This window comes from Halopelagius inordinatus, from assembly GCF_900113245.1.
Classification (GTDB): Archaea; Halobacteriota; Halobacteria; order Halobacteriales; family Haloferacaceae; genus Halopelagius; species Halopelagius inordinatus.
In genome coordinates, this window is record NZ_FOOQ01000007.1 from 58,387 (window position 1) to 72,826 (window position 14,440).

A 14,440-nucleotide genomic window follows, 5' to 3' on the forward strand; every position below is an offset into this window, starting at 1 on the left:
TCACGGCGTTCTTGATCGATATCGAGCGGTTCAATGGACCAATCTGCACATAAGTTCCCTGTACTTACTGATCCTCTCAGAATCTGTTAGCTACTGAGAATTTAACCCGAGTAGATGTCAATCAATTAACTCCCACTGGTTGGTCATTCCTCCATAGACACGCTTTAAAACTCGCCGTCTCGAGAAAATTCGGGCGAACAAGACAGGGTGGCGGAGGAGACGGGGTAGAACTGTGCTCGGAGAGCGGTCAACATCTTCAATATCGATTCCGGCGGCGGCACGAATTGCTGCTCCCAAAATCTGTGGATCACGAGTTTCAAGGAAATATCTCACAACTGTTGCGAATATATACTCCATTTTCATCCTCTGATATAATTTATCGGGGTATCTGTGTAATTGATTGCCTTTAGCTAGCTCTGCGGCCAAAAATCCTGATTCAACGGCCTGTGAAATCCCCTTCCCGGTGAGTCGATTTGCGATACCTGCAGCATCACCAACCCGTACGACAGAGTGCTCCGGTAGATAGGTTCTGTCAGGATCGAGGCTTGGTCCCTCAGGAATGATTGCGACGTTCGTCCGTTGCTGCGACGGGACTGGCCACCCATTCCGCTTACAGGCTTCCCTCAATGCCTTCATATAATCACTAGGCCGATCACTGACCGTCCAGCCGATACCAACGTTGGCTCGTTGCGGTGTCTTCGGGAATGCCCATGAGTACCCAGTATAATTCTCTAGAACAATCCGGCTGTTCGGATACAACTCGGTGAAATCTCCTTCAACGTCACTGTTGAGCGCTATCATATACCCTGAATACTCGTTAGTTGTTCCGAGTGCTTTGCTAGAGAGTGATGGCTGACCAGTTGCATCAATGACGAGATCGTACTCTTTAGTGAGCTCGTGGAAATCTGTCCGTGTGATAGACTGTTTTTCGTGGATGTCAACACCCTTCTCTGAGAGTTGTTCTGCCCAAGACTGCTCAACGGTATTTCGGTCCGTTATATATGTGTTTGCAGCAGGGAAAGTGCCGGCTCCAGTGCGTCGGCGACCGGCGTCAATACTGTCATATACCTCAACTTCCATCGCTGGCAGCGAATTTAGAAAGCCGTTCTCTACAGTCGGCTCGAGTGGTATCTTCGATACCGCTGTCATCGCTTCTCCGCAATTAACGCGTTTGCTCTCGAAGGACTGACGCTCATACAGTTCGACGTCGAATTCAGCGTCGTCGAATCCTGTAGCTGCTGCAAGTCCGGCCATCCCACCCCCTACTATCGCAATTCTGGATGTTCGAGTCATCGGTTAGGTACCAAGTATTGAGGCCATTATTAGGCCCCCAGCAGCATCCGAAGTGACCCGCGAACGCCCATCGGGAGTCCGATCGCTCCGATGAAGAACGTCATAAGCCACCACCACGTGTGATTCATCTCCTCTTTCGCATCAGCGAGATACCATACGATGCCGACAGTCACGACAAGTTTCAGCACGAACGTCGACCCAGAGAAGCCGGTGGCCTGGTACACGAGATTCGTGACGACCAGTTTGGGGGAGTAGCCGAGGAACGTCACACCGATGAGATTCTGCGCAGCGTCCCACAGCTGGCCAAAGACGGCCAGCAGAATTAGCGGGTGTCGAAGGTGTGTGACATTGACGAAACTCGCGCTCCAGTAGTAGAGCGCGGTCACGCCGAGAGCTATTCCCGTCGTCGCGACAGGAACCCATAGGCGGAGTGGGGTCGACGTCGAAAGGCCGTGCCAAACTGCCCATCCGACAGCACCGACAGCCCACACCGACCCGACAAGCCCGACTATTAGCGGGATAGAACCGATATTTTGGTCACGCACAAGTGCGCCGACGCCGAGCGCGAGGACGGTAATCGCGGTGACGACGAAGTAAATCGATGGCGTGATGAACCACACCGCGTAGTCGCCGAGCAGTCCGATATCCTCGAGGGCGCGCATCGCCCCACCAGCGATGATGATCGGAGCGAACCCGTAGGCCAGTCGTGCGTCGGTCGTGAACTCGAGTTGGTCAAGATACGCCCGTAGTCCGGGAAGGCTGTATACGGCCGCCGCGAGGTAGGTCACCGTATTCACCGCGTTGTAGCCCCGGACAGCACGAATCCCCTCGTGCGTGACTGGTTGACCGGCCGCATCGGCGACGACTGGTCCCCAGAGATACTGCCAGATGAACCGGTCGTATATCAGCGTCGAGAACACGAGGAGGCCCCCACCGATGAGGACGAGCGGGGCCAGCAGGTACAGCGCCCACCACTCGCGTGAGCCGGTCTCCGGAAGGGCAGTCTCGACGCGCCGGGTGACAGTACTCACGACTCGTTCACCTCTAAGCGCCACGTCGTGCTCTTAGAGCGCCCCCACTGTTCCAGTGAGACGACTGCGAGGTCGTCCTGAAGTTGGCTGAGGTATTGCGCGACGGCCTTTGGGGATACGTCGAGATCGCTGGCAATCTCGCGAGCCCGGAGGTATGTCGGCTCACTATCGGCTGTCTCGACGAGGTACCTTCGAACCGATTGTCGGGAAATATTCGACATTGATATAGAGGTGACGGTTAGCGAAGAAACCCGAACAGCTTGTAGTCGTGATCGGGGGTGTACCGCCGGAACAGGAGACTGTTCGTCAGCACCGACACCGACGAGAACGCCATTGCTGCTGCAGCGAGCACGGGCTGTAGGAGGCCGAGCGACGCTAACGGAATCATCGCCGTGTTGTACCCCAGCGCCCACACAAGGTTCTGCTTGATCTTCTGGAGTGTCGCATCCGAGATGCGGATCGCCTTTACTACGTCGAGCGGGTCGTCGCGCATCAGCGTGACGTCCGCAGCCTCGATAGCGACGTCGGTGCCGGAGCCGATTGCTGTCCCGACGTGGGCCACTGCGAGCGCCGGTGCGTCGTTGACCCCGTCACCAACCATCATCGCCTGCCGGCCCTCGTCTTGAATACTGTCGACCGCGTTAGACTTGTCCTCAGGAAGGACTCCTGCCCGGACGTTCTTCGGGTCGATACCAACCTGTTTAGCGACCGCACGGGCAGTTCGTTCGTTGTCGCCCGTAATCATCATCACGTCAACGCCCCGCTCCTGGAGTGCTGTGACAGCCTGTTTGGAGCTTTCCTTCACTGTGTCAGCGTCGGCGACCATACCCACGAGCTCACCCTCGTAGGCGACTAGCATCGCCGTCTTCCCCTCGTTTTCGAGGCGTTCCATCGTCTCTTCGGCGGGAGACGGGTCGATGTCGTTGTCTCGCAGCAACTTGCGGTTGCCGACCAGCACCTCACTGTCACCAATGACCGCTTTGATCCCGTGGCCCGGAACGTTCTCGAAGTTGTCAGGCTCAGTCACGTCCAGCCCGCGCTCTTCAGCCCCTTCGACGATTGCCCGGGCGAGGGGGTGTTCGCTCCCGCTTTCGGCTATCGCCGCCAGCCGAAGCACGTCATCCTCGGAGAGACGCTCACGAGTACTGAGTTGTCCACCATCTGGTGTCGGCTCACCTCCATCAGCCACTGAATTCCCATCGCTATCGAAGATGACCACGTCGGTGAGTTCCATTTCACCCTCCGTGAGCGTCCCCGTCTTGTCGAAGACGACCGTGTCGACGTCCTTTGCGCGTTCGAGGATGTCACCGCCCTTGAACAGAACGCCGTTCTGGGCACCAATCGTCGTCCCGACCATCGTGGCTGCGGGCGTCGCCAGCCCCAGCGCACAGGGACAGGCGATAAGGATCGAGGACGCGAAGACAATTATCGCGAACTCGAAGACGGAAACGGTCCCACCGACCGGGGCCGGGCCGCCAGCGACCTGACCCCACAGCGGGAGCCAGTCGACAAAGCCAGCCAGTAGCTCCGGGAACAAGAACCAGACCATAGCCCAGAGGATAGCGTTCGCGATGACCGCAGGCACGAAGTACGCGGAGATACGGTCCGCGAGGTTCTGGATGTCGGGCTGGCGCGACTGCGCCTCCTTGACAGTCTGAACGATCTGTTGAAGAGCCGTATCTTCTCCGACCTTCGTCGCCTCCACGACAAGGACGCCGTTCTCGTTAATCGTCGAGCCGACGACCTCATCGCCCTCCTCTTTCTCTACAGGCACAGATTCCCCAGTGACCATCGACTCGTCGACGGCGGACTGACCGTCGACAACGACACCGTCTGTGGGGATCTTCTCACCTGGACGGATTTTCATCCGGTCACCCGTTGTGACCTCTTCAAGCGCGATTTCTTCTTCACTGCCGTCCTCGTGGACAATGGTCGCCGTTTCGGCTTCCATTTCGAGGAGCTTCCGGAGGGCCTCGCCCGCTTGACCCTTCGACCGAGCTTCAAGGTAGTTACCCAGGGTGATGAACACGAGGATGAGGGCTGCCGTGTCGAAGTAGAGCCCACCCGCGATGAGTTCAGCAAGGACTGCCACAGAGTATAGATAGGCCGTAGTTGAACCGATCGCGATCAGCACGTCCATATTGGCGCGGCCATTCTTCACGATCGCCTTGTACGAGTTCTTATAGAACGGCCAGCCGAGGATCGCCTGCACCGGCGTGGCGAGAAGGAACTCAACCCAGCCGAGTTCCACGCCGAAGACGGCTTCAGGGACGATCGCGCCACCGAGCAAATAATTGTCGATGAGGAAGAAGAGCAACGGTGCAGACAACACTGCCCCAAAGAGAGTCAGCCTGAGTTGCTTCCGGGTCTCAGCCTGTCGTGCGGCATCTCGTGCGTCTTGGCCCGACTCTCCGTCGTCCCCATCTTCGCGGACGGGCGAGTAGCCAGCGTCCTCGATGGCATCGTACAGCGCATCGAGCGACACCTCTGCCGGATTGTAGGTGACCTGTCCTTCATCGGTGGCGTAGTTGACCTTCGCGTTAACGACACCCGGTGTGCTCTCGAGAGCGGTTTCATTGGTCTCGGCGCAGTTGGCACAGGTCATATCCGAGATGGCAATCGTCACCGTCTCCGAGAGCGCGCCGTAGCCGGACTCGTCGATAGCGTCGTAGATTTCTTGGAGCGATACCTCCTCGGGGTCATAGGTTACGGATCCCTCGTCGGTGGCGAAATTCGCGTTCGCCTCCGATACCCCGTCGAGGGATTCCAGAGTGTCCTGAATCGTCGCCGAACAGTTGGCGCAGGACATCCCCGTGATATCGAAATGGGTTGTTCGGCTTGTCATGATCGTTCTACTATACGGGGCCTATGTTTAGGCGGTTTACTGTTTCGAGAGGGTGGTTATTGGCCTCGAGAAATTTTGGAATCTAAAGTGTATACTACACCCCTTCTTCGAGTCGCTGATAGCGGTCTTCGAACCGCGCCAAACAGGACGGACAACAAAAGTGGTAGACCTCGCCGTCAATCCGAGTTGTCTCTCCTTCAGTATCGACGGTATTGTTACATTCAGCACAAGTAAGGGCAAACTCCGCACCATCAACGGATGGCGTCCATTCGATTGCGTCGATTAGCGTGACCGTATAATCTGCTATATTGATCTCATCGAAGAGCCCATTTATCCACTGACGAACGTTATGAGCTTCGACACGTGCGTAAAACCAGAGATCCCCCTCAGAGGTCGTGAAGACGTGTTCGACACCATCGGACTCCCGGGCCTGCTTGCGGGCTGACTCCAGCGACTCAGATTCAATCTTAGCCTGAATGAATACCGGAACACCGGCTCGGAGCTGGGCCCTGTTGACGTCGATCGTGAAGCCGTTGATGATGTCGGCTTCCTCTAGCCGTTTCACGCGGTCTGATACGGCCGGACCAGAGAGATCCACCTCCTCACCGATGTTACTGAACGGACGCCGCGCATCCTCTGCCAGCAGCGAGAGGATCTTCATGTCAGTCTCATCTAAATCACGCATATCTATCCGTAGGTATCCCGAATTACAATATTGTTTCCCAGCGTTGGGCTTCGTATGCCATCCCCAACCGGGGATTAGACTTTGGATTCGAAGCAGAAACTGACAAAGATACCCTCCTCGTATGTACTAAGTGTATGACGCAGACCATCACTGTCGAGGGAATGACGTGCGGTCACTGTGAACAGACAGTCGAAGAAGCGCTTCAAGAGGTGAGCGGTGTGACCGACGCGACCGCCGACCGCGAAACCGAACAAGCGAGCGTCGATGGAGACGTGAACGTCACGGAACTGGTTCAGGCCGTGGAGGACGCTGGATACACGGCATCTGCCTGAGAACCCCCCGGAACGTCCGCTGACGAACATCCCACCGTTCTTATTCAACTCCGATTTCCAGAAGTCGCGCGGAGTATCGGAGCTCGGACAGAATTATAACGAACGGCCTCAACACCAATCTATGAGCAACCATCCAGATCACGAACATTCCGAGACCGAACACGCTCACACTGGAGAAGCGGAGCACGCCCACGACGCGCACAATCACGGTGGGAACACCCACGAAGGGGGACATGGGGATCACGGCGATCACACGGATCACTCGGGCCACGAAGAAATGTTCCGGCGACGGTTCTGGGTGTCGCTCGTTCTCTCGGTGCCAGTCATCTTCTTTAGCGAATTCATTCAGGATATTTTCGGCTACACAGCGCCGACGTTCCCCGGAAGCGTCTGGATCACACCTGTCCTTTCGGTAATCATCTTCGCGTACGGTGGCGTGCCATTCCTCTCAATGGCCCGAACGGAACTGAAAAACCGCGAGCCGGGAATGATGATGCTCATCTCGCTGGCAATTTCGGTCGCATTTATCTACTCGATTGCGAGTCTGTTTCTCGAAGGGACGACGCCGTTCTTCTGGGAACTCGTTACGCTGATCGACATCATGCTCCTCGGGCACTGGGTGGAGATGCGGTCGGTCCGAGCAGCCTCAGGGGCGCTTGACGAACTGGCGAAACTCATGCCCGACACCGCCGAGCGCGTCACCGAGAGTGGGGATACCGAAGAAGTGCCAGTCTCAGAACTCGGCGAGGACGATGTCGTGCTCGTTCGCCCGGGCGCGAGCGTGCCTGCTGACGGCGAAGTCGTCGAGGGTGAGTCGTCCGTCGACGAATCGATGATTACGGGCGAATCCAGGTCCGTGGGCAAGGAACCTGGATCAGAAGTGGTCGCCGGGACGGTCAACCAGGACGGGAGCCTCCGCATTAAGATCACGAAGACGGGCGAGGAGACGACGTTAGCGGGCATCATGCGGCTCGTTGATGAAGCCCAGAAATCGAAATCTCGAACCCAGTTGCTCGCCGACAAGGCAGCTGGCTGGCTATTCTACGTGGCACTTGGCGTCGCGGCGATTACGGCCGTCGCGTGGATCGTCGCCACCGGGTACAACATCACCGTCCTCGAGCGCGTTGTGACTGTACTGGTCATCGCGTGTCCCCACGCACTCGGCCTGGCCGTCCCGCTCGTGGTAGCGATCAACACCTCGACCGCTGCCAAGAACGGGATGCTCATCCGCGACCGCATTGCCATGGAGGAATCCCGGAACCTCGATACGGTGATGTTCGACAAGACCGGGACTCTCACAAAGGGCGAACAGGGCGTCGTCGGTGTCGAAACGGCAGGTGACTGGAGTGAAGAGCGAGCGTTCGAGGTCGCCGCTGGTGTCGAGGGTGACTCTGAGCACATGATCGCTCGCGCCATCCGGGACGCCGCCGAGGAACGGGGCGTCCAGCGAGCGAGCGTTTCGAACTTCGAGAACTTCCGCGGTCTCGGCGTCAGAGCCACTGTGGACGGTGAGACGGTTCATATCGGTGGACCAAACCTGATCGAGAAATTCGATATCGAACGATCGGACGGCATCGCTGCCTTCGCGGAGGAAGCCGGCTCGAACGCAGAGACGGTTATCTACCTGGTTCACGACGAATCCGAAGTCGTTGCAGCATTCGCGCTCGCGGACGTTATTCGGGAGGAAAGCCGGCAGGCCATCGAGGCGCTACACGCGATGGATATTGAGGTGGCAATGCTCACCGGCGACTCGGAGGACGTCGCACGGGCTGTCTCGGAGGAACTCGGCATCGACCAGTACTTCGCGGAGGTACTCCCCGACGAAAAGGACACGAAAGTCGAAGCGCTCCAGTCCGAGGGGAAACTGGTCGCGATGGTCGGCGACGGCGTCAACGACGCGCCGGCGCTCACGCGAGCAGATGTCGGTATTGCCATCGGTTCAGGGACCGACGTCGCCATCGAGTCGGGCGATATCATCCTCGTCGACAACAATCCCCTGGATGTCGTCCGTCTCATCAAGCTCTCGAAGGCGAGCTACCGGAAGATGCAGGAGAATCTGGTCTGGGCGACCGGCTACAACGTCTTCGCGCTCCCACTCGCTGCCGGAGTCCTCGCGCCTATCGGTATCCTGCTGTCGCCGGCGATCGGCGCGGTGTTCATGTCTCTCTCGACAATCATCGTCGCTATCAACGCCCGTCGTCTCCGCAGCGCCGATATTTCCGTGCCCGACATTGGTGCGTGATCCCTATGGCACTCCAGGCGACACAGACATTGTTCAGCGTCAGTCTCCTATCCGGGGGACTCCTACTGGGTGGCCTCCTTGCCACCATCGTCAGTCCGACATTCCGGTTCTGGCCGCACGGGACGCGGAACTGGACGTTCTGGGTCAGCTGGACAGCCTGGACGCTATACGTCGTGGGTCTGGTCGGCATTGCATACCTCGACTGGTGGCACTGGTACGAACCACCGGTGGTGGTGCAACTCGTCAGTGTGCTTGTTTTCGTAGCAGGCACAGCGCTGTCTATCTGGGCGATGTGGACACTCGGATTCTGGGAGAGCAGTGGTCTCGAAGGCCACCTTCAAACTGAGGGACCGTATCGCTTCTCTCGCAATCCACAGTACGTGGGGTTCATCACCATGCTCGCCAGCGGAGGCCTCCTCGCAGGTTCGATTCAAACGGTCATTCTCGCTATCGGTGGAATCGTGTGGTTCCTGCTCGCACCACTCGCCGAAGAGCCGTGGCTCCGCGAGCAGTACGGGGGCGAATACGAGTCATACTGCGAGGCGGTTCCACGATTCCTTGGTAAACCCAGTAGACGTGCAGCGCAGACACATTCAGAGCAGTCCGAGAGTGATTCTCAATGACTGGATCCGCGACACAACCGATTGAGGTCGGCGGCCGAACCATCTCACCCGGAGAGAAGCGCCAGTTCCGCTATTCGGTGGGAACAAGTTTCCACGGCGACCCGATCGACATTCCGGTCACGGTCGTCAACGGAGAGAATGATGGCCCGGCGATGTTCCTCAGTGCTGCCGTGCACGGCGACGAACTGAACGGCATCAAGATCGTCCAAGAGGTCGCAGAAACCTACGGTCCCCCGGACATCCACGGGGCACTCGTCTGCCTCCACGTACTGAACGTCCCGGGATTCATGGCCCAACAGCGCTACATCCCGATCTATGACGAGGACCTCAACCGGTCGTTCCCCGGGAATCCACAGGGAACGATGGCGAAACGTCTCGCCCATACTATCTTCGAGGAATTCGTCTCGAAGTGCGACCTAGGGCTGGATTTCCACACCTCGACGCGCAACAGGACGACGATGTATCACGTTCGGGCAGATATGCGCGACTCTGACGTCGAACGCATCGCCCGTGCATTCGGAACGAGCGTGATTCTCGACGGTGAAGGCTCAAACGGGACGCTCCGAAAGGCAGCATCGAAGACGGGGGTTCCGACCGTAACTGTGGAGATGGGGCGCGCCCACCGGTTCCAATCGACGCATCTCGAACGCGCCCTTCACTGCGTGGCGAGTGTCCTCGCTGAACATGAGGTTCTGCCAGACCGGCCGGTCTCTTGGCCTGGGTGGACGCGTGTGGTCGCACGCGACGGTGAGAAGACGTGGCTTCGTGCTGCCACCGGCGGACTCGTCGATATGAAGTGGGGCCCACAGCCGCTCGTCGAGGACGGGGAGCAGCTGTTCACTATCTCCGATCACTTCAAAGATGAGGTCGAAGTCGTTCGTGCACCGTCAACTGGCCTCGTCGTCGGTGTACTCGAGAACGCAGTCGCGTACCCGGGGCATCCGCTGTGTCACTTCGTGAGCGTCGACGAAACGACCGCAGACATCATCCGGGACGACATCGAGCGGGGTGAGTTCGATGTCTACCGTGAGGGTGGTTTCCAGCGGCCGGAATATGGTGAGAGCGGTGAGTATGAAGGACGAGATCCGCTCTCTTGACGGGCCAGCGTCTGCTGACAGGCTCTTCATCGGTTCGAAGAGCCCCCCATAATTGCCTACTGGATCGTTCTTCGGCCAATAACCGTTCCAAGTTCTAATTCGTACGGTATGATGGTCGGCTTTTATCGAACATCGTCGAGATCACCTCAGCAAGATCGTGCCCTCTCAACTACAGACTCGCCGGGTACCAGTGTGTAAAATGTACAGATCTGCTAGGTGATGCCCGGTATAGTAACGCTCACCCCAACTTTTTCGCGACCTATTGCGCGTTTTCAACCGCTTTCCTTACGTCAACCCAGACTTCATCAGGAGACTGTTTTCCGTCGACACGTTCCAGTTGACCTCGTTCTTCGTAGTATTCAATAACTGGTTCAGTGGTCTCACGAAATACACGTAGACGTTCACGGACTGTCTCCTCGGTATCGTCATCCCGCTGCTCAAGTCGTCTTTCAACTTCAGGATCTTCAGGCGGACTATATTTTATATGATAAGTGTCCCCTGTTTTTGGGTCTATACGGCGACCCGTGAGTCGTTGAACAAGTTCCTCCTCGTCTACGTCAAGATATAGAATAACGTCAACGTCGGTCATATTATTGAGTTCCTCAGCCTGTTCTACGTTGCGGGGATACCCATCCAGAACAAAGCCATTGACTTGCGATAGAGCCTCTTTAACGAGCAGAGTGACAACCTCGTCCGGAACAAGCTCACCTTGATCCATATATGTGCGCGGGACATCATACTCTGATTCAAATTCTGAAATATCCCTGTCCTTATTTGCCCGAAGGAGCTCCCCGGTAGTGATATGCTTTACATTAAACTCCTCAGAAGCCTTTCTACTCTGCGTCCCCTTTCCTGCGCCTGGTCCACCGAGGATTAGAATCCGTGGTTCGGCCATGTCTCTCTTTTGATGTCAGTCACGAAAAAGACACGTATCGAGAGTCTCAGATGCGGAGGTTACTTTCTCTGGGACTCTGACCGGATGATCCCGGAGAGATTGTCCATCTGTGCGGAGACATGGGCAGCTTCTCCCGCGAGGTGAGTGATGAGATCGTCAAGGGTGACGATCCCCACAACTGAGCCATCTTCGACAACGGGAACATGGCGGGCAGCCGCCTCGTTCATTTGTCGCAGTACCCTCGGTACCTCCGCCTCAGGCGTTACGGTGAGGGGGTCGGAGGTCATCACATCTCCGGCGGTTATGTTGGATTCGCTCTGATCCGTTGCGAGAACGTTGAACTCACTATCTGGCGTGAGGAGCGCGCCAATCAAATCTCGATCTGTAATGATGCCCACGAGCTGGTCGTTTTCTTCCACAACGACGTAGCGGGCACATTTGGTTTGCGCGACCATCGTTTGGGCGACCTCTGCTACCGACGTATCCGGAATAACGCGACCAACTGACTCGTCGGCGATACTCCCAACACGTAGTGTGAGATCGGATCGATTCTGTTCCATACTGGGGGATTGGTTAGAGAGACTAAATAATATGGCGGCAGTTCCTCACTTCAGAGAGGCAACGCAGGGAGTTACGGTGCTTGCCTTCGGTAGATAGTAGCACGTTTTGCGCTGCTACTATCCGACTGGTCTCCCGCGTAATGTTGGAACCAAGTGTGGTGAATGTGCGACCGTAGTTACTAGTGGGCAGTCCAGCCTCCGTCGACAGGAATGTTTGTACCCGTGATGTACGACGCCTCATCAGAGGCGAGAAACATCGCAATGCCGCCGATCTCCTCGGGTTCGGCCACTCGCTGCATGGGTGTCTCGTCTCGGACGAACTCGTAGAACTGTTCCTGGTCGAGGTAGTCGTCTGTCATCGGCGTTTCAACGAATCCAGGGCAGATACTATTGACACGTATCCCTTCTGTGGCGTAGTCGATGGCGAGCTCTCGTGTGAAATTCACGACACCACCTTTTGCTGCCGAATAGGCAGGTGATCCAGGACCACCAACGAGGCCATAAATCGACGCGACATTAATGATGCACCCCTCACTGTCTTTGAGATACGGGATCGCCGCTCGCGAGCCGTACATAACCCCTGTGAGATTAATTTGAATGACCGTATCCCACTCTTCGAGCGACATTTCTTCGATGGACCCTACTTGGCCAATTCCAGCGTTGTTTACGATTGCGTCAAGCTGTCCGTATTCGTCAACCGTACTGTTGACGAGGGTCTCTACCTGCTCATACTCCGTGACGTCACATTGGTGGAATTCACAGCCGAGTTCTTCGGCAGTCTCTCGGCCGGTTTCTTCCGTGCGACCTGCGATAACGACTTCGGCTCCGTAATCAATGTACTTCGAAGCAATTGCTTTGCCGATCCCGGTTGCACCACCAGTGATGATCGCAACTTTATCTTTGAGCATATCAGGTACTTCGCATAGACGCCACAAAATAGTTTGAGGCGTCGTGGGGGTACTCCGTATTCGAGATACCAGTTATCGACGCTGTTGCCTTGATGAATGAATGAATAAAATGGTGAAGCCGAGTGCGACGACGATCCCAACAGTAGCAGAGATCTGACTTACGGATAATGCGAGACCACTCGCTACAAATGTTCCTCCTGCGAGGATGGCGTACCCGATCGAACGAGTCTGCCGTCGTTGGCTCTGTGCGATCTCCTGAGGTATCACTGTGCGTTCCTGTTCTCGTGCGTCCAGTTCACGATCCAATTTCGTGGGTAGCCGGAGGAGGGCCCAGAGGGAGGTTTCGATGTCGGACTGAGCTTCGGCGAGTTTCATCCGGGCTGCTCGCTGGAGGAAGCCGTGTTCACGGAGGAACGCCTGCGCAGCTGCGAGGATATTGAACTCGGGATCGAGCTGTCTAAGAACACCTTCACCGATCGATCCCACCCGAATGACTAACATCACGTCTGGCGGGATACGAAACGGAAACTCTCGGAGCATTCCGACGACCACGTCGATTATCTGCTGCCAGTTCACATCACCACTCCCTTCGAGGTCATCGATAACTAACTCGAGAACGTGGCCGACGGCGGCCCTGTCGGCGTCGGGATCGAGTGCACCAAGGGCGACAAGTTCGTCGATGATGGATTCGACATCCCGGTTGACAGCGGCCAGATAGAGGTTGATCACGCTCGCTTGCATCGCCGGCGTGAACCGACCGCTCATCCCGAAGTCGTAGAATACGATGCGGCCATCATCGTCGACAGCGAGATTTCCAGGATGGGGATCGCCGTGGTACACACCGTGATCGAGTCCCATCGTGAAGTAGGCATTCGCCACTCGTCGGGCGACGTTCTCCGGATCGTAGCCCTTCGCTTCGAGTTCCTCGAGGTCAGTAACCTTCGTTCCCTCGGCGTACTCCATGGTGAGGACACGTTCGGAGCAGACGTCACGAAATACGCGTGGGATCGTAACGGTCTCATTCTCGTCGGCAGCGAAATTTTCCCGAATCTCCTCCATCATCTGGGCCTCTCGCTCGAAGTCCAGTTCCTCCAGAATGATGCGCTCAAAGTCGTCCGCCATGTTCCGGAGTGAGAAACTGAACCGATCAGGTGCGAGAAACAGTGCAAGGGGAACGAGGCGACGAATAATGCGCAGATCGGTCTCGATGAGGTCCTTGATTCCGGGGCGTCTTACTTTCACGACCACCTGTTTTCCCTGATAGGTCGCCCGATAGACCTGTGCTAGCGATCCGCCGGCGATGGGTTCGGGATCGAAGTCGTCGTACGAGTGATACCCGACGTCTTCGGCGAGAGCCGGAATCATCTCTCGATACGGACCCGCCGGGATCGCATCTTGGAGCACTGCGAACTCCTCCGCGTACACTTGCGGAACGAGATCTGGGCGCGTCGAGAGAACTTGGCCGATCTTTACGAACGTCGGCCCAAGGTTGAGCATCGCCTCCCGTAGACGGCGGGCACGCTGCTCGTGCTGGTCCCGTGGCACAGTGCGTGACCCACCGACGATCAGAAACCGATGCCGGTCACGGAGAAAGCGTAGGATGAACGGAGTGAACGTCCCGAGAATACGAATTAGACGGAGAAGAAATCGAACCATGGGCGTTGTCATAGAGTTCTTCCGACGGCCCTTAATACGTGCCCGTCGACCTACTTCGAAATACCCAATCGGCTTGGAGACGGATCTGTGAACAGAATGCCGAGGGATCCCGTCTGCGGTATGCAACTCAGAGTTGACGAAGCGGTAGCTTCAGTCCGGCACGACCAGGTGACGTACTATCTCTGTAGCGAAGAATGTCGACAGCGCTTCGAGAAACAGCCCGCAGTATACACCGAGTAGGGAGCCTACGCACAGTAGCAAATGGCCGACTGA

Annotated in this window: 13 protein-coding genes; 4 read left to right on the forward strand and 9 right to left on the reverse strand. The window is 56.8% G+C overall.

Translation table 11 applies throughout. The features are described 5' to 3' along the window. Positions 1 to 117: 117 nt before the first annotated feature. The 5 genes from BM167_RS16250 to BM167_RS16270 form a co-directional block, all read right to left on the reverse strand. Positions 118 to 1,254 carry an NAD(P)/FAD-dependent oxidoreductase gene (locus BM167_RS16250; RefSeq protein ID WP_245781403.1) on the reverse strand — a complete coding sequence of 379 codons (1,137 nt, stop codon included), beginning with the start codon at positions 1,252 to 1,254 and terminating at the stop codon, positions 118 to 120. A gap of 68 nt (positions 1,255 to 1,322) precedes the next feature. Continuing rightward, complete coding sequence (locus tag BM167_RS16255) at positions 1,323 to 2,324, reverse strand: DUF63 family protein (protein ID WP_092893785.1); 1,002 nt, start codon at positions 2,322 to 2,324, stop codon at positions 1,323 to 1,325. After that, positions 2,321 to 2,545 (reverse strand): DUF7123 family protein, encoded by a 225-nt coding sequence (locus tag BM167_RS19020; RefSeq protein WP_092893786.1) that lies wholly within the window; start codon positions 2,543 to 2,545, stop codon positions 2,321 to 2,323. Before BM167_RS19020 ends, BM167_RS16255 begins: the two co-directional genes overlap by 4 nt. Positions 2,546 to 2,562: 17 nt before the next feature. Next, positions 2,563 to 5,169: a heavy metal translocating P-type ATPase gene (locus tag BM167_RS16265; RefSeq protein WP_092893787.1), complete on the reverse strand. Its 2,607-nt coding sequence runs from the start codon at positions 5,167 to 5,169 to the stop codon at positions 2,563 to 2,565. 94 nt (positions 5,170 to 5,263) lie between these two features. Continuing rightward, entirely contained in the window at positions 5,264 to 5,854 is a 591-nt protein-coding gene (locus BM167_RS16270; protein ID WP_092893788.1) for an AsnC family transcriptional regulator, read from the reverse strand. 134 nt (positions 5,855 to 5,988) lie between these two features. Between BM167_RS16270 and BM167_RS16275 the strand changes: the two genes are divergently transcribed. The 4 genes from BM167_RS16275 (at position 5,989) to BM167_RS16295 (ending at position 10,148) form a co-directional block, all read left to right on the forward strand. After that, positions 5,989 to 6,186, forward strand: coding sequence for a heavy-metal-associated domain-containing protein (locus BM167_RS16275; protein WP_092893789.1), 198 nt, complete (start codon positions 5,989 to 5,991; stop codon positions 6,184 to 6,186). Between the two features lie 277 nt (positions 6,187 to 6,463). Continuing rightward, positions 6,464 to 8,428: a copper-translocating P-type ATPase gene (locus BM167_RS16285; protein WP_092893791.1), complete on the forward strand. Its 1,965-nt coding sequence runs from the start codon at positions 6,464 to 6,466 to the stop codon at positions 8,426 to 8,428. A 5-nt stretch (positions 8,429 to 8,433) separates the two neighbouring features. After that, entirely contained in the window at positions 8,434 to 9,051 is a 618-nt protein-coding gene (locus BM167_RS16290) for a methyltransferase family protein (protein WP_092893792.1), read from the forward strand. Beyond that, entirely contained in the window at positions 9,048 to 10,148 is a 1,101-nt protein-coding gene (locus BM167_RS16295) for a succinylglutamate desuccinylase/aspartoacylase family protein (protein WP_058365807.1), read from the forward strand. Before BM167_RS16290 ends, BM167_RS16295 begins: the two co-directional genes overlap by 4 nt. Before the next feature lie 259 nt (positions 10,149 to 10,407). On the opposite strand, the gene BM167_RS16300 is transcribed toward BM167_RS16295, so the two are convergent. From BM167_RS16300 to BM167_RS16315, 4 genes are all read right to left on the reverse strand, one after another. Continuing rightward, complete coding sequence (locus tag BM167_RS16300; protein ID WP_080508370.1) at positions 10,408 to 11,043, reverse strand: adenylate kinase; 636 nt, start codon at positions 11,041 to 11,043, stop codon at positions 10,408 to 10,410. A 59-nt stretch (positions 11,044 to 11,102) separates the two neighbouring features. Further along, entirely contained in the window at positions 11,103 to 11,603 is a 501-nt protein-coding gene (locus BM167_RS16305) for a CBS domain-containing protein (RefSeq protein ID WP_058365806.1), read from the reverse strand. Positions 11,604 to 11,782: 179 nt separating this feature from the next. Then, complete coding sequence (locus BM167_RS16310) at positions 11,783 to 12,511, reverse strand: meso-2,3-butanediol dehydrogenase (RefSeq protein WP_092893793.1); 729 nt, start codon at positions 12,509 to 12,511, stop codon at positions 11,783 to 11,785. Positions 12,512 to 12,583: 72 nt separating this feature from the next. Further along, a complete protein-coding gene (locus BM167_RS16315) occupies positions 12,584 to 14,056 on the reverse strand; it encodes an ABC1 kinase family protein (RefSeq protein ID WP_177213397.1) in 1,473 nt (490 codons plus the stop codon). Positions 14,057 to 14,440: the final 384 nt, after the last annotated feature.